Annotated in this window: 25 protein-coding genes; 19 read left to right on the forward strand and 6 right to left on the reverse strand. The window is 50.7% G+C overall.

The features are described from left to right. Positions 1–2 precede the first annotated feature (2 nt). The 13 genes from rpsE (at position 3) to GW590_RS23745 (ending at position 6,819) form a co-directional block, all read left to right on the forward strand. Complete coding sequence (rpsE, locus tag GW590_RS23685) at positions 3–506, forward strand: 30S ribosomal protein S5 (RefSeq protein WP_169405541.1); 504 nt, start codon at positions 3–5, stop codon at positions 504–506. A 2-nt stretch (positions 507–508) separates the two neighbouring features. Then, positions 509–688, forward strand: coding sequence for a 50S ribosomal protein L30 (gene rpmD, locus GW590_RS23690; RefSeq protein ID WP_169405542.1), 180 nt, complete (start codon positions 509–511; stop codon positions 686–688). Between the two features lie 3 nt (positions 689–691). Continuing rightward, a complete protein-coding gene (rplO, locus tag GW590_RS23695; protein WP_169405543.1) occupies positions 692–1,126 on the forward strand; it encodes a 50S ribosomal protein L15 in 435 nt (144 codons plus the stop codon). 8 nt (positions 1,127–1,134) lie between these two features. Next, a complete protein-coding gene (gene secY / locus GW590_RS23700) occupies positions 1,135–2,466 on the forward strand; it encodes a preprotein translocase subunit SecY (RefSeq protein ID WP_169405544.1) in 1,332 nt (443 codons plus the stop codon). Between the two features lie 33 nt (positions 2,467–2,499). Further along, positions 2,500–2,616, forward strand: a complete 117-nt coding sequence (gene rpmJ, locus GW590_RS23705) for a 50S ribosomal protein L36 (RefSeq protein ID WP_002227352.1) — start codon at positions 2,500–2,502, stop codon at positions 2,614–2,616. A 147-nt stretch (positions 2,617–2,763) separates the two neighbouring features. Further along, positions 2,764–3,120, forward strand: coding sequence for a 30S ribosomal protein S13 (rpsM, locus tag GW590_RS23710; RefSeq protein ID WP_034793665.1), 357 nt, complete (start codon positions 2,764–2,766; stop codon positions 3,118–3,120). Between the two features lie 17 nt (positions 3,121–3,137). Further along, entirely contained in the window at positions 3,138–3,527 is a 390-nt protein-coding gene (rpsK, locus tag GW590_RS23715; protein ID WP_004929731.1) for a 30S ribosomal protein S11, read from the forward strand. Between the two features lie 30 nt (positions 3,528–3,557). Next, a complete protein-coding gene (gene rpsD, locus GW590_RS23720; protein ID WP_169405545.1) occupies positions 3,558–4,178 on the forward strand; it encodes a 30S ribosomal protein S4 in 621 nt (206 codons plus the stop codon). A 25-nt stretch (positions 4,179–4,203) separates the two neighbouring features. Continuing rightward, positions 4,204–5,193 (forward strand): DNA-directed RNA polymerase subunit alpha, encoded by a 990-nt coding sequence (locus GW590_RS23725; protein ID WP_056232411.1) that lies wholly within the window; start codon positions 4,204–4,206, stop codon positions 5,191–5,193. Between the two features lie 40 nt (positions 5,194–5,233). After that, entirely contained in the window at positions 5,234–5,623 is a 390-nt protein-coding gene (gene rplQ / locus GW590_RS23730) for a 50S ribosomal protein L17 (RefSeq protein ID WP_169405546.1), read from the forward strand. A 142-nt stretch (positions 5,624–5,765) separates the two neighbouring features. Continuing rightward, complete coding sequence (locus GW590_RS23735) at positions 5,766–6,146, forward strand: DnaJ family domain-containing protein (RefSeq protein ID WP_169405547.1); 381 nt, start codon at positions 5,766–5,768, stop codon at positions 6,144–6,146. Continuing rightward, positions 6,139–6,576, forward strand: a complete 438-nt coding sequence (gene zntR, locus GW590_RS23740) for a Zn(2+)-responsive transcriptional regulator (RefSeq protein ID WP_169405548.1) — start codon at positions 6,139–6,141, stop codon at positions 6,574–6,576. The genes GW590_RS23735 and zntR overlap by 8 nt, the downstream gene beginning before the upstream one ends. Positions 6,577–6,627: 51 nt before the next feature. Continuing rightward, positions 6,628–6,819: an alternative ribosome-rescue factor A gene (locus tag GW590_RS23745; protein ID WP_169405549.1), complete on the forward strand. Its 192-nt coding sequence runs from the start codon at positions 6,628–6,630 to the stop codon at positions 6,817–6,819. A 75-nt stretch (positions 6,820–6,894) separates the two neighbouring features. On the opposite strand, the gene mscL is transcribed toward GW590_RS23745, so the two are convergent. The 5 genes from mscL to def all read right to left on the reverse strand — a co-directional run bounded on the left by mscL (position 6,895) and on the right by def (position 11,760). Then, positions 6,895–7,311: a large-conductance mechanosensitive channel protein MscL gene (gene mscL, locus GW590_RS23750; RefSeq protein WP_169405550.1), complete on the reverse strand. Its 417-nt coding sequence runs from the start codon at positions 7,309–7,311 to the stop codon at positions 6,895–6,897. 123 nt (positions 7,312–7,434) lie between these two features. Next, positions 7,435–8,811, reverse strand: coding sequence for a Trk system potassium transporter TrkA (trkA, locus tag GW590_RS23755; protein ID WP_169405551.1), 1,377 nt, complete (start codon positions 8,809–8,811; stop codon positions 7,435–7,437). Between the two features lie 47 nt (positions 8,812–8,858). After that, complete coding sequence (rsmB, locus tag GW590_RS23760; protein ID WP_169405552.1) at positions 8,859–10,148, reverse strand: 16S rRNA (cytosine(967)-C(5))-methyltransferase RsmB; 1,290 nt, start codon at positions 10,146–10,148, stop codon at positions 8,859–8,861. Positions 10,149–10,248: 100 nt separating this feature from the next. Further along, on the reverse strand, positions 10,249–11,187 hold the full coding sequence (gene fmt / locus GW590_RS23765) for a methionyl-tRNA formyltransferase (protein WP_169405553.1): 939 nt from the start codon (positions 11,185–11,187) through the stop codon (positions 10,249–10,251). 63 nt (positions 11,188–11,250) lie between these two features. Then, positions 11,251–11,760 (reverse strand): peptide deformylase, encoded by a 510-nt coding sequence (gene def, locus GW590_RS23770; protein ID WP_169405554.1) that lies wholly within the window; start codon positions 11,758–11,760, stop codon positions 11,251–11,253. Between the two features lie 131 nt (positions 11,761–11,891). Between def and dprA the strand changes: the two genes are divergently transcribed. Genes dprA through GW590_RS23800 form a run of 6 tightly spaced genes read left to right on the forward strand, consistent with a single transcriptional unit; the run spans position 11,892 to position 15,748 of the window. Next, complete coding sequence (gene dprA / locus GW590_RS23775) at positions 11,892–13,061, forward strand: DNA-protecting protein DprA (protein ID WP_169405555.1); 1,170 nt, start codon at positions 11,892–11,894, stop codon at positions 13,059–13,061. Beyond that, positions 13,033–13,506, forward strand: a complete 474-nt coding sequence (locus tag GW590_RS23780; RefSeq protein ID WP_169405556.1) for a DUF494 family protein — start codon at positions 13,033–13,035, stop codon at positions 13,504–13,506. The genes dprA and GW590_RS23780 overlap by 29 nt, the downstream gene beginning before the upstream one ends. Before the next feature lie 24 nt (positions 13,507–13,530). Further along, the gene (locus tag GW590_RS23785; protein ID WP_169405557.1) at positions 13,531–14,076 is read left to right on the forward strand and encodes a DNA topoisomerase family protein; all 546 of its coding nucleotides are present in this window, start codon (positions 13,531–13,533) and stop codon (positions 14,074–14,076) included. A 5-nt stretch (positions 14,077–14,081) separates the two neighbouring features. Then, positions 14,082–14,651, forward strand: a complete 570-nt coding sequence (tsaC, locus tag GW590_RS23790) for an L-threonylcarbamoyladenylate synthase type 1 TsaC (protein ID WP_169405558.1) — start codon at positions 14,082–14,084, stop codon at positions 14,649–14,651. Positions 14,652–14,663: 12 nt separating this feature from the next. Continuing rightward, entirely contained in the window at positions 14,664–15,482 is an 819-nt protein-coding gene (gene aroE, locus GW590_RS23795) for a shikimate dehydrogenase (protein WP_169405559.1), read from the forward strand. Continuing rightward, on the forward strand, positions 15,479–15,748 hold the full coding sequence (locus tag GW590_RS23800; protein ID WP_328803098.1) for a DUF1488 family protein: 270 nt from the start codon (positions 15,479–15,481) through the stop codon (positions 15,746–15,748). Before aroE ends, GW590_RS23800 begins: the two co-directional genes overlap by 4 nt. Here GW590_RS23800 and GW590_RS23805 read toward each other — a convergent pair. Next, entirely contained in the window at positions 15,724–16,269 is a 546-nt protein-coding gene (locus GW590_RS23805) for a gamma carbonic anhydrase family protein (protein ID WP_169405561.1), read from the reverse strand. The two genes, GW590_RS23800 and GW590_RS23805, sit on opposite strands and share 25 nt — an antisense overlap. Between the last annotated feature and the right edge of the window lie 379 nt (positions 16,270–16,648).

A 16,648-nucleotide genomic window follows, 5' to 3' on the forward strand; every position in this document is an offset into this window, starting at 1 on the left:
AGATGGCACACATCGAAAAACAAGCTGGCGAACTGCAGGAAAAGCTGATCGCGGTAAACCGCGTATCTAAAACCGTAAAAGGTGGCCGTATTTTCAGCTTTACCGCACTGACAGTAGTTGGTGATGGTAACGGTCGCGTTGGTTTTGGCTACGGCAAAGCACGCGAAGTTCCGGCAGCGATCCAAAAAGCGATGGAAAAAGCCCGTCGCAACATGATGAATGTCGCGCTGAACAGCGGCACCCTGCAGCACCCTGTTAAAGGTGCTCACACGGGTTCTCGTGTGTTCATGCAGCCGGCTTCTGAAGGTACCGGTATTATTGCCGGTGGTGCAATGCGCGCCGTCCTGGAAGTCGCAGGGGTACACAACGTATTGGCCAAGGCCTATGGTTCTACTAACCCGATTAACGTGGTTCGTGCAACTATTGCTGCCCTGGAAGATATGAAGTCCCCAGAAATGGTCGCTGCCAAGCGTGGTAAATCCGTCGAAGAAATTCTAGGGAAATAACCATGGCGAAGACTATTAAAGTAACTCAAACAAAAAGCAGCATCGGTCGTTTGCCTAAGCATAAGCAAACTCTGACTGGTTTAGGTCTGCGTCGTATTGGTCACACCGTAGAGCGCGAGGATACTCCTGCTATCCGCGGTATGATCAATCTGGTTTCCTACATGGTTAAGGTTGAGGAGTAAGAGATGCGTTTAAATACTCTGTCTCCGGCTGACGGTGCCAAGCAAGCGCCTAGGCGTGTAGGTCGTGGTATTGGTTCTGGCCTGGGTAAAACTTCCGGTCGTGGTCACAAAGGTCAGAACTCACGTTCTGGCGGTGGCGTACGTCGTGGGTTTGAAGGTGGTCAGATGCCTTTATATCGTCGTTTGCCGAAATTCGGCTTCACCTCCCGCAAAGCTATGATCACGGCAGAAGTTCGTCTGTCTGAGCTGGCTCTGGTGGAAGGCGACGTTATCGACCTGAACACGCTGAAAGCCGCTAACGTAGTTGGTATCCAGATCGAATTCGCGAAAGTCATCCTTTCAGGCGAAGTCGGTCGTGCGGTTACCCTGCGTGGTCTGCGTGTCACCAAAGGCGCTCGTGCTGCTATCGAAGCTGCTGGCGGTAAAATAGAGGAATAAGTGAGCTGATGGCTAAGCAACCGGGATTAGATTTTCAAAGTGCTAAAGGTGGACTTGGCGAGCTGAAGCGCAGACTTTTGTTTGTTATCGGTGCGCTGATCGTTTTCCGTATCGGCTCTTTTATTCCGATCCCTGGTATTGATGCCACTGTACTTGCTAAATTGCTCGAGCAGCAAAGAGGCACCATCATTGAAATGTTTAACATGTTCTCTGGTGGTGCTCTTAGCCGTGCTTCAATCTTTGCCCTGGGTATCATGCCGTATATTTCGGCATCGATCATTATCCAGCTGCTGACGGTGGTTCATCCTGCCCTGGCAGAAATAAAGAAAGAAGGGGAAGCTGGCCGTCGCAAGATTAGTCAGTACACCCGCTACGGTACGCTGGTATTAGCCGTATTTCAGTCAATCGGTATTGCTACCGGTTTACCGAATATGCCTGGTATGCAAGGCCTGGTGTTAAATCCAGGCTTTTCATTCTACTTTACTGCAGTTGTGAGTCTGGTTACCGGGACAATGTTCCTGATGTGGCTGGGCGAACAGATTACTGAACGTGGTATCGGTAACGGTATTTCGATCATTATCTTTGCTGGTATCGTAGCGGGTCTCCCGCCAGCTGTAGGCCATACTATCGAACAAGCGAGGCAAGGCGACCTGCACTTCCTCCTGTTGCTGTTGGTTGCAGTATTAGTGTTTGCAGTGACGTTCTTTGTTGTGTTTATGGAACGTGGTCAACGTCGCATTGTCGTTAACTACGCCAAACGCCAACAGGGTCGTCGTGTTTATGCAGCACAGAGCACACACTTACCGTTGAAAGTGAATATGGCCGGCGTAATTCCTGCTATTTTTGCTTCCAGCATCATTCTGTTCCCGGCCACGATAGCATCATGGTTCGGTGGCGGAACTGGTTGGAACTGGCTGACAACAATTTCGCTGTATTTGCAGCCTGGGCAGCCGCTTTATGTGTTACTCTATGCGACTGCAATCATCTTCTTCTGTTTCTTTTATACTGCGTTGGTTTTCAACCCACGTGAGACAGCAGATAACCTGAAGAAGTCCGGTGCATTTGTACCAGGAATTCGTCCGGGAGAGCAAACGGCGAAGTATATTGATAAAGTAATGACCCGCCTTACCCTGGTAGGTGCGTTATACATTACTTTCATCTGCCTTATCCCGGAGTTCATGCGTGATGCAATGAAAGTTCCATTCTACTTTGGTGGCACATCGCTGCTTATCGTAGTTGTGGTCATCATGGACTTTATGGCTCAAGTGCAAACTCTGATGATGTCAAGTCAGTACGAGTCTGCATTGAAGAAAGCAAACCTGAAAGGCTATAACCGCTAATCTGGTGTGTTTGCGAAGTTACGGAGAGTAAAAATGAAAGTTCGTGCTTCCGTCAAGAAATTATGTCGTAACTGCAAAATTGTTAAGCGTAACGGTGTCGTTCGCGTAATCTGCAGCGCAGAACCGAAGCATAAACAGCGTCAAGGCTGATTATCTCGCATATTTTTCTTGCAAAGTTGGGTTGAGCTGGCTAGATTAGCCAGCCAATCTTTTGTATGTAAGCTGCAACACTATTTGAGTATCCTGAAAACGGGCTTTTCAGAATGGTGTTGCCGTATAAAATAGTAGGAGTGCATAGTGGCCCGTATAGCAGGCATTAACATTCCTGATCAGAAACATACCGTAATCGCATTAACTTCGATCTACGGCATCGGCAAAACCCGCTCACAGGCTATCTGTGCAGCATCAGGTATTGCTGAAAATGTGAAGATCAGTGAGCTGTCTGAAGAGCAAATCGAAAAGCTGCGTGACGAAGTTGCCAAGTTCATTGTTGAAGGTGATCTGCGTCGTGAAGTCACCCTGAGCATCAAGCGTCTTATGGACCTTGGGACTTACCGTGGTTTGCGTCATCGTCGTGGTCTTCCAGTACGCGGTCAGCGTACCAAGACTAACGCACGTACCCGTAAGGGTCCGCGCAAACCGATCAAGAAATAATCGGGGTGATTGAATAAATGGCAAAGGCACCTGTTCGTACACGTAAGCGTGTAAGAAAACAAGTCTCTGACGGCGTGGCTCATATCCATGCGTCTTTCAACAACACCATTGTGACTATTACCGATCGTCAGGGTAATGCTTTGGGTTGGGCAACAGCTGGTGGTTCCGGTTTCCGTGGTTCTCGTAAATCCACTCCGTTCGCAGCTCAGGTTGCGGCAGAGCGCTGCGCAGATGCAGTGAAAGAATACGGTATCAAGAATCTGGAAGTTATGGTTAAAGGACCTGGTCCTGGTCGTGAGTCTACTATCCGCGCGTTAAACGCGGCTGGTTTCCGCATCACTAATATTACTGATGTGACTCCTATCCCTCATAACGGTTGTCGTCCGCCGAAAAAGCGTCGCGTATAACGCTGCTTTTAGGTTTGTTGGAGAGAGAAAATGGCAAGATATTTGGGTCCTAAGCTCAAGCTTAGCCGTCGTGAGGGCACAGATTTATTCCTTAAATCTGGCGTTCGCGCGATCGATACCAAGTGTAAAATTGAACAAGCTCCTGGCCAGCACGGTGCGCGTAAACCGCGTCTGTCTGACTATGGTGTTCAGTTACGTGAAAAGCAAAAAGTTCGCCGTATCTATGGTGTTCTGGAGCGTCAGTTCCGTAACTACTATAAAGAAGCAGCCCGCCTGAAGGGCAACACCGGTGCAAACCTGTTGCAACTGCTGGAAGGTCGTCTGGATAACGTTGTCTACCGTATGGGCTTTGGTGCTACGCGTGCAGAATCACGTCAGTTAGTTAGCCACAAAGCTGTTATGGTAAATGGTCGCGTTGTCAACATCGCTTCTTATCAGGTATCTCCGAATGACGTTGTCAGCATCCGTGAGAAAGCTAAAAAGCAATCTCGCGTGAAGGCCGCTTTGGAGTTGGCTGAACAGCGTGAAAAGCCGACTTGGCTTGAAGTTGATGCTGCTAAGATGGAAGGTGTGTTCAAACGTATTCCTGAACGTACCGATCTGTCTGCTGACATTAACGAACACCTGATCGTCGAGCTTTACTCTAAGTAAAGCTTAGTACCAAAGAGAGGACACAATGCAGGGTTCTGTGACAGAGTTTCTAAAACCGCGCCTGGTAGATATCGAGCAAGTCAGTTCGACGCACGCCAAGGTGACCCTTGAGCCATTAGAGCGTGGCTTTGGCCATACTTTAGGCAACGCACTGCGCCGTATTCTGCTTTCATCCATGCCGGGTTGCGCGGTGACCGAGGTTGAGATTGATGGTGTACTGCATGAGTACAGCACCAAAGAAGGCGTACAGGAAGATATCCTGGAGATCCTGCTCAACCTGAAAGGGCTGGCGGTGAGAGTTCAAGGGAAAGATGAAGTTATTCTTACCCTGAATAAGTCTGGCATTGGCCCTGTGACTGCAGCCGACATTACCCATGATGGTGATGTCGAAATCGTCAAGCCGCAACACTTGATCTGCCACCTGACCGATGAAAACGCTGCTATTAGTATGCGTATCAAAGTTCAGCGCGGTCGTGGTTATGTGCCGGCGTCTGCCCGAATTCATTCGGAAGAAGATGAGCGCCCAATTGGTCGTCTGTTAGTCGATGCATGCTACAGCCCTGTAGAGCGTATAGCCTACAATGTTGAAGCTGCCCGCGTCGAACAGCGTACTGATTTGGACAAGCTGGTTATCGAAATGGAAACCAACGGTACGATCGATCCTGAAGAGGCGATCCGTCGTGCGGCAACCATTCTTGCTGAACAACTTGAAGCTTTTGTTGATTTACGTGATGTACGTCAACCAGAAGTCAAAGAAGAGAAGCCGGAATTCGATCCAATCCTGCTGCGCCCTGTTGACGATCTGGAATTGACTGTCCGCTCTGCTAACTGCCTTAAGGCAGAAGCAATCCACTACATCGGTGATCTGGTACAGCGTACCGAAGTTGAGCTTCTTAAGACGCCCAACTTGGGTAAAAAATCTCTTACCGAGATTAAAGACGTACTTGCTTCTCGTGGTTTGTCTCTGGGCATGCGCCTGGAAAACTGGCCACCAGCAAGTATTGCTGACGAGTAACCGGATCACAGGTTAAGGTTTTACTGAGAAGGATAAGGTCATGCGCCATCGTAAGAGTGGTCGTCAACTGAACCGTAACAGCAGCCACCGACAGGCTATGTTCCGTAACATGGCCGGCTCTTTGGTTCGTCATGAAATAATCAAGACGACCCTGCCGAAAGCGAAAGAGCTGCGTCGCGTTGTTGAGCCGCTGATTACTCTTGCCAAGACCGACAACGTTGCAAATCGTCGTCTGGCATTCGCCCGTACTCGTGATAACGAGATCGTGGCAAAACTGTTTAATGAACTGGGCCCGCGTTTCGCGAGCCGTGCCGGTGGTTACACTCGCATTCTGAAGTGTGGTTTCCGTGCAGGCGACAATGCGCCGATGGCTTACATCGAGCTCGTTGATCGTGCAGAGTCAAGCGCAGAAGTAGCAACTGCTGAATAATCTGTAGATGCATGAAAAGACCGGGCAATTGCCCGGTTTTTTTACGTCCGAATTTTACCCGCATTTCCCTTCCCTCTACGCTTTTTCATCTTGTCGCGCTATGCTGTTTCACTGCTGTTATTTTTGCCTCCGGGAGGCTGATATGTTACTCAGTGACCAATGGGCCGAAAGGCGTATTCTCGACGCACAAAGCAAAGGCGAGTTTGATAACCTGCCTGGCGCAGGGGCACCTCTGTTATTAGATGATGATAGCGCTGTTCCAGAGGAGCTGAGAGTTGCCTATCGCATATTAAAAAATGCCGGTTACCTTCCTGCGCAACTGCTCGACAGAAAAGAGGCGTTAGACTTACAGCAATTGCTGGAGCAGGTTTCTGCCGATGCCCCTACTCAGCAGCAGGCAGAAAAACGTTTGATGGTTCTCAAACTGCGTCTGCAGCAGGCCGGGATGAGCACTGATTTTCTCGATAGCAAAAGTTATCACCACAAGATGCAGGCAAAATTTAATGGCGGCAAAAATGTATAAGATTGGCGAACTGGCCAGGCTGGCGGAAGTGACGCCAGACACTATCCGTTACTACGAAAAACAGGGCATGATGTCCCTGGGGGAGCGTAGTGATGCCGGCTATCGTTTGTATGGCGACCACGATCTGCAACGTCTGCGCTTTATTCGCTATGCAAAAACCATCGGCTTCACTCTGGAAACGATCAGTGAACTGTTGTCGATCCGTATCGATCCAGAACATCATACTTGTCAGGAATCAAAGGAGATTGTCGATAGTCGCCTGGCTGAGGTCGAGCATAAACTGAGCGAGCTGATCCGCATGCGTGATTCGTTGCAGCGCTTAAGTGCCGCCTGTTGTGGTGGCGCGCACTCCAGTCAGAGTTGTTCAATTATTGAGGCGTTGGAAAATGGCGCCAGTGGGGATATTGCAAATCAGGCCAATAGCGCATAAATTGTGCACCTGGCCACAGGGCTATTACTTATTCACCGAACGAGGTTCACTATGAGTCATTATCAGCATAAGAAAGGTGTTATTCAGGACAACGCGTTGCAGGCACTGTTACACGACCCATTATTCCGCCAACGCGTAGAGAAAAATTTGAAAGGTAAGGGCAGCTATCGCCGCAAAGATAAAAACGGCAAAGGGGCAAATTGGGAGGGCAGTGTTAAGTTTTTTATTCCGCTTGCGGCCTAAAGGATTTAACACTGCTCTTCTGCTTTATACTCGCCAATAAAAAAGCCATCGTTAGCCGCGATGGCGTTCGTTATTTTACAGCTTTGGTGTCTGCTGGTTTTTCAGCAAATCACGAATTTCGGTCAGCAGAACCTCTTCAGCGCTAGGTTTCGGTGGGGTTGCAGGCGCCACTTCCTCTTTTCTACGTAATTTATTCATCAATGAAATTGCGCAGAAAATAGCGAGGGCAACAATGATGAAATCAAAGATATTCTGAATAAATACGCCGTATTTCATCACCACTGCCGGAGCTGCCCCTTGCGCCTCACGCAAGACCAGTTGAAAGGATTTAAAATCAACGCCGCCAATCAGTAAGCCCAAGGGTGGCATGATAATGTCAGCCACTAACGATGAAACAATTTTGCCAAATGCTGCACCAATGATCACACCGACAGCGAGATCGACAACGTTGCCACGCATGGCGAACTCACGAAACTCTTTCATAAAACTCATAAATTACTCCTTGGCAAATCCAAAAAACATCTCAAACAAAGTAAAGACTATTTAGCGCATCTCCGCTAATAAAGTTACGCATAATCGGTTACTTGCCTGTATGCATGGTGCCTCTCGCCGTGGTTATAAGAAGAATGGGCTTGGTTGGAACAGCCTTTCTACATCGCGAACAAATTTTTTGTCGGTAATAAACATCACTACGTGATCGCCTTGCTGAATGCGGCTGCTGCCTTTGGCGATAATCACTTCGTTGCCGCGGACGATGGCACCAATGGTGGTACCCGGTGGCAGCTTGATTTGTTCCACCGTGCGTCCAACCACTTTCGAGGTACTTTCATCACCGTGTGCAATGGCTTCAATGGCTTCGGCCACACCGCGTCGCAGTGAAGACACGCTGACAATATCGGCTTTACGCACATGGCCCAGTAACGCTGAAATGGTGGCCTGTTGTGGCGAAATGGCAATATCAATAACGCTGCCCTGCACCAGATCGACATAGGCGCTGCGCTGGATAAGCACCATGACCTTTTTGGCCCCCATACGTTTGGCCAGCATTGCCGACATAATATTGGCCTCATCATCATTGGTGATGGCAATAAATACATCGACCTGCTCCACGTGCTCCTCGGCCAACAGTTCCTGATCGGAAGCATCACCGTAGAACACAATAGTATCTTGCAGCAGCTCGGCCAGCTCGGCAGCGCGTTGCTGATCGCGTTCAATTAACTTAACGCTGTAGTTTTTCTCCAGGCGATGGGCCAGTCCGGCACCGACGTTGCCACCGCCGACAATCATAATGCGTTTGTAGGGTTTCTCCAGGCGCTGCAACTCACTCATTACCGCACGAATATGCTGCGAGGCGGCCACAAAAAACACTTCATCGCCAGCTTCGATAATGGTCGAGCCTTGCGGCCGAATTGGCCGGTCCTGACGAAATATCGCCGCCACGCGGGTTTCAACGTGTGGCATATGTTCGCGCATGGCAGAAAGGGCATTACCGACTAATGGGCCGCCATAATAGGCTTTGACGGCGGCAATACTGACTTTGCCTTCGGCAAAATTCACTACCTGCAATGCGCCCGGGTACTCAATCAACTTGTAAATATAATCAATCACCAACTGTTCGGGGGAGATCAGATGGTCAATAGGCACCGCTTCCGGGTGAAAGAGTTTTTCTGATTCACGGATATACTCCGGCGAACGAATACGGGCAATTCGATTGGGTGTATTAAACAGCGAGTAGGCTATCTGACAGGCAATCATATTGGTTTCGTCGGAATTGGTCACTGCGACCAGCATATCGGCGTCTTCGGCGCCCGCTTCGCGCAATACGCGCGGGTGTGAGCCGTGCCCCTGAACCACGCGGAGATCAAATTTATCCTGCAGCTGACGTAAACGCGTGGTGTCGGTATCGACAATAGTAATGTCGTTGTTTTCACCCACCAGGTTTTCTGCCAGCGTACCGCCGACCTGGCCAGCACCGAGAATTATTATTTTCATCGCACTCTCTGTATTGCCTTAAGTGTCGTTACGTCAAAGGGATGACGTTACCCTTTAATCAGCTTAGCGTAATAGAAGCCATCACCGCTTTGTGCATCAGGAAGATTTTGCTTACCTGGTTGTGCAATATCGCCCGTTTCTACCAGGCGTGCATCGGCATGCAAGGCTAAAAACGATGAGATCTGTTGGCTATTCTCATCCGGCAGGATAGAGCAGGTGGCATACACCAGCACCCCCTGATGTTTGAGATACGGCCAAATGGCTTCGAGGATCTCTGCCTGCAGCCGCGCCAGTTCGGCAATATCGCTGTCTCTGCGCAGCCATTTGATATCGGGATGGCGGCGGATCACACCAGTGGCAGAACAGGGGGCATCAAGCAGGATTTTGTCAAAGGTCAGTCCTGTTGCCCAGATATGCGGTTCACGGCCATCGCCCTGTTTAACCTGTGCATGTAGCCCAAGACGTTGCAGGTTCTCGTTGACCCTGACCAGTCGCTGTTTATCAACATCGACCGCCAGCACATGGGCTTTAGGTGCCACTTCGAGGATATGCGTGGTTTTGCCACCCGGCGCGCAGCATAGATCGAGGATCGTTTCGCCATCTTGCGGATCCAGCAGATCGACACTGCCCTGCGCCGAGGCATCCTGTACCGTTACCCAACCCTGTTCAAAACCCGGCAATGAAGTCACGGCACAAGGGGTCGTCAGACGCAAAGCATCGCCATACTCTGGATGCGGGAAGGCTTCAATATCAGCTTGTGCCAGCAGTGCCAGATAGGCATCGCGGCTGTGATGTTGTCGGTTTACTCGCAGCCACATTGGCGGACGCTGGTTATTGGCCTCGACTATTTGCTGCCACTGGTCAGGATAAGCCTGTTTTAGTCGTTTCAGTAGCCAGCTTGGATGTAAAAAGCGGCTATCGTTGTTTTCCATGCGTTGCAGCAATTCAACCTGCTGGCGCTGGAACTGACGTAATACGCCGTTAACCAGTCCTTTTAACTGCGGACGCTTTAATGCTACGGCACCTTCCACGGTTTCCGCCAGGATGGCATGGGCAGGAATGCGGGTGTGCAACATCTGGTACAGCCCGACCATCATCAGATAGTGCAGCGGGCGCTGCTTGCCGGTTAATGGCTTGGCCATCAACTGCTGCAGACACCATTCCAGCTGGGGCAACACGCGTAATGTGCCAAAACACAGTTCTTGCAGCAGTGCTCTGTCTTTATCGGCGATACTTTTCTGCAAGCCTGGCAGAACGGTGGATAAAGACTGTCCCTGATCCAGAACCTGGCCGATTGCTTTTGCAGCAATGCTGCGGAGGTTATATGTGTTTTTCATAGTCAAAAAAGCTGACCTCAGTCAGCATAAATAAAGAGTCAATGTCCAGACCCCGCCCCTTGGCGGCGCTAACCACAGGGACAAGGGCGAAATGGTGTTCTCAGTCTAAAATTGTGCCAGGAGCAAACCATTCACTGCGTGAATTCAGCAGATCCTGGGCGGACATCGGTTTTTTACCTGCCGGTTGCAGTTGCGTAATATTTAGTACGCCCTGCGCGGTGGCAATCTGGATGCCTTTTTTATCGGCTGAGATAATTTTGCCCGGCTGATGCGCCTGTTGTTCGCCGTTGATAACCTGCGCGTTCCAGACTTTTACTGGCTGCTCATCAATCATAAAATAGCTTACCGGCCATGGATTAAAGGCGCGGATGCAGCGTTCAAGCTGCTCGGCACTCAGTGACCAGTCAAGGCGAGCCTCTTCTTTACTTAATTTTTCGGCATAGGTAACCAGAGATTCGTCCTGAACCTCGGGTTTGGCGCTGCCTTGTGCCAGTTGCTGCAAAGTGTGCAACATACCTTGCGGGCCCAGCTCGGCCAGTTTGGCATATAGCGTAGCGCTGGTATCTTGCGCTTCAATGGCGCAGTGAACCTTATGCAGCATATCGCCCGTGTCGAGGCCGACATCCATTTGCATGATAGTCACACCGGTTTCCGCATCCCCAGCCCACAGTGAGCGTTGGATCGGCGCCGCACCGCGCCAGCGAGGCAGCAATGAACCATGCACGTTAATGCAGCCCAGTTTTGGCATGGCCAATACGGCCTTGGGTAAAATCAGGCCATAGGCCACCACCACCATGATATCGGCTGCCAGCTCGGCCACTAACTGCTGATTCTCTTCAGGGCGCAGAGACTTGGGCTGAAATACCGGAATATCATGCTGTAATGCCAGGGCTTTGACCGGACTTGCTGTCAGTTTATTTCCCCGGCCAGCGGGACGATCGGGTTGAGTGAACACGCCAACGATCTGGTGCTCAGATGTTAAAAGCGCGTCGAGATGACGCGCTGCAAAATCAGGTGTACCGGCGAAGATGATCCGCAAAGCCCATGTCCTGTAAAAAGAGTCTGTAAAAAATAGCCAGCGATAAAAAACTGGCTCGGATAATTAGTCGCGCGCGTTGAGTTTTGCCATTTTTTCCATCTTCTGACGGATACGCTGACGTTTCAGCGGTGACAAGTAATCAACGAACAGTTTGCCAACCAGGTGATCCATTTCGTGCTGAATACAAATTGCCAGCAGATCATCGGCCTCGAGTTCGAAGGGGTTGCCTTCGCGATCGAGCGCGCGCACTTTGACTCTCTCTGCGCGAGGCACCAGAGCACGTTGTTCGGGGATAGACAGACAGCCTTCTTCAATCCCTGTTTCACCGCTTTTTTCCAGCAGTTCAGGGTTGATCAGTACAAGCTGTTGATCGCGATCCTCTGACACATCAATAACGATGATGCGCTGGTGAATATCCACCTGAGTCGCCGCCAGTCCAATCCCTTCTTCGGCATACATGGTTTCAAACATATCATCCACGATCTGCTTAATATGGGCGTTTACTTCTTTGACTGGTTTAGCGTGAATGCGAAGCCTGTCGTCTGGGAAATGCAATATATGTAATACGGACATAAATCTCGGGATCTTTCTTCTATGGATTGACGATATATAACTCCTATTCTAGACATTTCCCGCTCCGATTGACAGCATCGTCTATCAATTGAGCAAAGCGCCAGGGCGGCGTTTTACAAGGAAGAAGCGCTATGACACAACAGGAAGTGTGGCTCAGGCTATCAGCAGTCAAGGGGCTGGCCGCCATACAGCTCGGTGATTTGGCCGATCGGCTGGTGGCAGAGAGTACTGTCAGCGCGGCATGTCTGCGTTATTTTGGCTTTGATGATCAGCAGGTTAATGCCTATTTTCACCCCGGTACGCTGAATGTCCCCGCCGCGCTGGCCTGGCTTGAGCGGGAGAACCATCACCTTATTCCCTGTACCAGTCCCGACTATCCGCCGCTACTCAAGCACATCGCATCGTTCCCGCGAGTGCTTTATGTCCAGGGGCCGCCAGCTCTGTTGGCAACGCCGCAGTTGGCGATAGTTGGCAGTCGCCACTGCAGCTATTACGGTGAGCACTGGACGCGTTACTTTGCCGCCGGGCTGGTTAACTGCGGTTTCACCGTTACCAGCGGGCTGGCAATAGGTATTGACGGTATCTGCCATCAGGCCACCCTGGAGGCCGCGGGTAAAACCGTTGCGGTCCTCGGCAGTGGGCTGCAACATCTCCATCCCCGCAGCCATCGCGCGCTGGCGGACCGCATTGTGCAACAGGGCGGCGCACTGGTTTCCGAGTTTCCTCTCAACGCGGCCCCGCTGCCTTACCATTTTCCACGGCGAAATCGCATTATCAGCGGGATGAGTGTCGGAGTACTGATTATCGAAGCCTCACTACGCAGCGGTTCATTGATTACTGCTCGCTGCGCCCTGGAACAAGGTCGCGAAGTCTTCGCTCTGCCGGGGTCGCTGGATAATCCCAACAGCCAGGGCACGCATTGGTTAATCCAACAAGGCGCCTATCTGGTCACGGATCCGCAGGATATTGCCGAGCAGATTGGCAGTGGACTGACCTGGTTGCCGGTCGAGAATGGCTCATTTTTTGCCGATTCGGGAGCATTCAAGCGAAAAAGCGCGTCAGGAGTGAATATTTGTGCGGAACATACCGAACTTGAATTGCCATTTGCCGATGTGTTGGCTAACGTAGGATATGAGGTGACACCTGTTGACGTCGTCGCCGAACGTGCCGGCCAACCTGTGCCAGTCGTAGTAGCTCAACTACTCGAACTGGAGTTAGCAGGATGGATCGCAGCTGTACCCGGCGGCTATGTCCGAATTAGGAGGGCAGGCCATGTTCGACGTACTAATGTACTTATTTGAAACATACATTCACAACGAAGCGGAGATGAGTGTCGACCAAGATAGGTTAACAGCTGATTTGACCGAAGCCGGATTTCATCGTACCGATATCCACAACGCGTTAAATTGGCTTGAAAAACTTGCCGATCTGCAAGAGGGCGGTACACCGTCTTATTTGCTGGATGCGGATCCTTTTGCGCTGAGGGTTTATACCGATGAGGAAACAAGTCGATTAGACGTCAGCTGTCGGGGATTCTTGTTGTTTCTGGAACAGATCAAAGTGCTGAATGTCGATACCAGGGAGATGGTCATCGATCGCGTTATGGCTCTCGATACCGATGAGTTCGATCTTGAAGATCTCAAATGGGTCGTGCTGATGGTTCTCTTTAATATTCCAGGATATGAAAGCGCTTATCAGCAAATGGAAGAGCTATTATTTGATGTTAATGAAGGTTATCTGCATTAACAGATAACAGGTAAAACACAGAGTATGACAAAAGCTGCGCTTTTTGCCGGGAAGCAAAATGAAATCTGTCCGGAATGCGGGGCCGATTTGGTGATCCGTAGTGGTCGCCACGGCCCCTTTCTCGGCTGTTCCAACTATCCTGAATGTCAGTATATCCGCCCGTTAAAAGCGCAGGCCGATGGCCATATTGTTAAAGTGCTCGACGGGCAGCTTTGTCCCAAATGTCAGTCCACTCTGGTTTTGCGTCAGGGGCGGTTTGGTATGTTTATTGGTTGTGCTCAGTATCCCGAGTGCGACCATACGGAAGTTATCGATAAACCAGAAGAGACATCTTTAGCTTGCCCGCAGTGCGGTCAGGGGCATCTGCTGCAACGCAAGTCGAGATTTGGCAAAGCCTTTCACGCCTGTGACAGATATCCCGATTGTCAGTTTGCCATTAATAACAAGCCAGTGGCTGGCTGCTGTGAATATTGCCAATATCCATTATTAATGGAAAAGAAAACGGCGCAGGGAGTGAAACTCTTTTGTGCCAGTAAGTTATGCGGTAAAGCCGTAGCAAACGCAGAATAATCAACATGAATAAAGAGCAACAATCCAATATGACCTCCCTGTTGCAGGTATTAAGGGATGAGCAGGTGATGGCGTATCCCACCGAAGCGGTTTTCGGTCTTGGCTGTGATCCTGACAGTGAGCGGGCCGTAGAGGCTCTGCTGGCACTGAAGCAACGTTCAAGAGATAAGGGCCTGATCCTTATTGCCGGCAGCTATGAACAATTATTGCCCTATATCGATGATTCTCAACTGAGTGCCGAACGTCGCGAGCAAATTTTTGCCTGCTGGCCGGGGCCGGTTACCTGGGTGATGCCTGCCAAACCCACCACGCCGCAATGGCTCACCGGGCGCTTTACATCTCTTGCAGTCCGCGTAAGCGATCACCCTTTAGTCAAAGAACTTTGTCGCCAGTATGGTAAGCCGCTGGTTTCAACCAGTGCCAATCTTAGCAGCCAACCCCCTTGTCGAACGGCTGATGCCGTCAGACAGCAGTTTGGGCAAGATTTTCCGGTATTGGATGGGGCAGTTGGCGGACGCGAGAATCCGTCTGAAATCAGAGATGCTGCCACCGGCGAACTTATACGTCAGGGTTAAGGAAAGTCTGTTATGTCCTCTTTTGCTGTTTTCGGTAATCCCATCAGTCATAGCAAATCACCGCGTATCCACGCTCTTTTTGCTGAACAAACCGGTATTGCCCTGCACTATGGCACGGTGTTGGCCCCCAATGAGGCCTTCGAAGCCACGCTGCGCGATTTTTTTGCCAGCGGAGCAAAAGGAGCCAATATTACGGTGCCTTTTAAAGAACGTGCTTATGCCGCGTCAGATGAGCTGACCGAGCGTGCCGCCCTTAGTGGTGCGGTCAATACCCTGAAAAAGCTCGATGATGGACGGATACTGGGGGATAACACCGACGGCATCGGTATGCTGAGCGATCTGCAACGTCTGGGGATGATTGCTCACGGCGATCGCGTATTGCTGGTGGGGGCGGGCGGCGCAGCGCGCGGGGTGATCCTGCCACTGCTTGCCTATGGCTGTCGCCTGGTGGTGACTAACCGCACCTTTGAACGAGCGCAACACCTGCAGGGTATTTTCGCTGCCAAAGGTGATATCAGCGCATTGCCGCTTAATGAACTTGATGACCAGAGTTTTGATTTGATCATTAATGCCACGGCATCCGGCATTAAGGGCGAAGTACCTGCGTTGCCTGCTACGGTGGTCAATGCCCATACCCGCGTTTACGACATGTTCTATCAGGCGGGTCCAACGCCCTTTATTGCCTGGGCTAAACAGCAGGGTGCCGGGCAAACTGCCGATGGGCTGGGGATGCTGGTGGGGCAAGCCGCTCATGCATTTAATTTATGGCATGGGGTTATGCCGGAGATCGCGCCAGTGCTGGCACAGTTGAAACAGGATCTTGCCGGGTGAACCAGGGGATCCTGTTTTCTGATTTGGAATATTGTGATCCTGACAGCGGGGCGGTGGTTTTCACTGCCCTGGCCGATGGCTTTCAGATCCATTGTGCGATCAGCCTGGCGGTGATGCAGCAGCGTTTTGCTGCCACCACGCCGGAGCAAGCGCTGGCCTTGTTCCGCGAACATCGCTGGGATCTTGAAGAAGAGTTCGAGCAGCGTATCCGCAATCAGGATTTTAATGAGCAGGGCTGGGTCTATTTATCTTCCCCTGATAAATAGTCATCTTTCCATTTCACATAGTTATTGGCTGAGTAGATTAAACCGGCAAGTTCTTCTGTGGTCAGTTCACGCGCCTGTTTGACCGGACTGCCCAGATAGAGGTAGCCGCTCTCCAGTCGTTTACCGGGCGGCACCAGACTGCCGGCACCAATCATCACATCATCTTCTATTACCGCACCATCGAGAACAATGGATCCCATGCCGACCAGCACCCGGTTGCCCACGGTGCAGCCATGCAGCATGGCTTTATGACCGACAGTCACATCCTCACCAATAATCAGCGGGTAACCTTCGGGATTATGCGGGGACTGATGGGTGACATGCAGTACGCTACCGTCCTGCACATTGCTGCGACAGCCAATCACGACATGATTAACGTCACCACGAATAGCCACCAATGGCCAGATACTCACATCGTCTGCCAGATCGACATCACCGATGATCACGCTGGTGGCATCGACCATCACGCGATCGCCAAGTTTCGGGCGACTTCCTTTATACGAACGTAACACCTCTGCCATACCTTGTTTCCTTCATAAGAGATCCTTTACCTCTGGGCAATATAGTCCGAGGATCGAGGAATACAAAGTTTTGCCCCGCAGGATCGTCGATAAAATAATCCGATCGGGCAAGATATCCACGAAGGGAGCGAAAAACAGGCAGTTAGATTTAAAAGATCAGAAAACACTTGTGGAATAAATTCGGATCCCTATAATGCCGCTCCATCGACAGGGAACAACGTGAACAACATCACGAAGTAACCGGGTCGGAAAGAATAAAAATGATGATGACCGCGAAATTAACGGTTGACATCAAAAGAGGAAAGCGTAAGATACGCCACCTCGAGCTAGCGCCACGGCGGCTAACTCACTGCTCTTTAACAATTTATCAGACAATCTG

It is taken from the genome of Rouxiella aceris (assembly GCF_012933545.1).
In the GTDB taxonomy this organism is placed as follows: Bacteria; Pseudomonadota; Gammaproteobacteria; order Enterobacterales; family Enterobacteriaceae; genus Rouxiella; species Rouxiella aceris.

Coding starts and splice junctions, on each gene's coding strand:
- def (WP_169405554.1), bottom strand. CDS start 11,760: ATGTCCGTATTACATATATTGCATTTCCCAGACGACAGGCTTCGCATT.
- aroE (WP_169405559.1), top strand. CDS start 14,664: ATGTCCTCTTTTGCTGTTTTCGGTAATCCCATCAGTCATAGCAAATCA.
- rpsE (WP_169405541.1), top strand. CDS start 3: ATGGCACACATCGAAAAACAAGCTGGCGAACTGCAGGAAAAGCTGATC.
- rpsK (WP_004929731.1), top strand. CDS start 3,138: ATGGCAAAGGCACCTGTTCGTACACGTAAGCGTGTAAGAAAACAAGTC.
- GW590_RS23725 (WP_056232411.1), top strand. CDS start 4,204: ATGCAGGGTTCTGTGACAGAGTTTCTAAAACCGCGCCTGGTAGATATC.
- rpmD (WP_169405542.1), top strand. CDS start 509: ATGGCGAAGACTATTAAAGTAACTCAAACAAAAAGCAGCATCGGTCGT.
- GW590_RS23735 (WP_169405547.1), top strand. CDS start 5,766: ATGTTACTCAGTGACCAATGGGCCGAAAGGCGTATTCTCGACGCACAA.
- rpmJ (WP_002227352.1), top strand. CDS start 2,500: ATGAAAGTTCGTGCTTCCGTCAAGAAATTATGTCGTAACTGCAAAATT.
- rpsD (WP_169405545.1), top strand. CDS start 3,558: ATGGCAAGATATTTGGGTCCTAAGCTCAAGCTTAGCCGTCGTGAGGGC.
- mscL (WP_169405550.1), bottom strand. CDS start 7,311: ATGAGTTTTATGAAAGAGTTTCGTGAGTTCGCCATGCGTGGCAACGTT.
- rplO (WP_169405543.1), top strand. CDS start 692: ATGCGTTTAAATACTCTGTCTCCGGCTGACGGTGCCAAGCAAGCGCCT.
- GW590_RS23785 (WP_169405557.1), top strand. CDS start 13,531: ATGACAAAAGCTGCGCTTTTTGCCGGGAAGCAAAATGAAATCTGTCCG.
- rsmB (WP_169405552.1), bottom strand. CDS start 10,148: ATGAAAAACACATATAACCTCCGCAGCATTGCTGCAAAAGCAATCGGC.
- rplQ (WP_169405546.1), top strand. CDS start 5,234: ATGCGCCATCGTAAGAGTGGTCGTCAACTGAACCGTAACAGCAGCCAC.
- GW590_RS23805 (WP_169405561.1), bottom strand. CDS start 16,269: ATGGCAGAGGTGTTACGTTCGTATAAAGGAAGTCGCCCGAAACTTGGC.
- trkA (WP_169405551.1), bottom strand. CDS start 8,811: ATGAAAATAATAATTCTCGGTGCTGGCCAGGTCGGCGGTACGCTGGCA.
- tsaC (WP_169405558.1), top strand. CDS start 14,082: ATGAATAAAGAGCAACAATCCAATATGACCTCCCTGTTGCAGGTATTA.
- GW590_RS23745 (WP_169405549.1), top strand. CDS start 6,628: ATGAGTCATTATCAGCATAAGAAAGGTGTTATTCAGGACAACGCGTTG.
- zntR (WP_169405548.1), top strand. CDS start 6,139: ATGTATAAGATTGGCGAACTGGCCAGGCTGGCGGAAGTGACGCCAGAC.
- GW590_RS23780 (WP_169405556.1), top strand. CDS start 13,033: ATGTTCGACGTACTAATGTACTTATTTGAAACATACATTCACAACGAA.
- dprA (WP_169405555.1), top strand. CDS start 11,892: ATGACACAACAGGAAGTGTGGCTCAGGCTATCAGCAGTCAAGGGGCTG.
- secY (WP_169405544.1), top strand. CDS start 1,135: ATGGCTAAGCAACCGGGATTAGATTTTCAAAGTGCTAAAGGTGGACTT.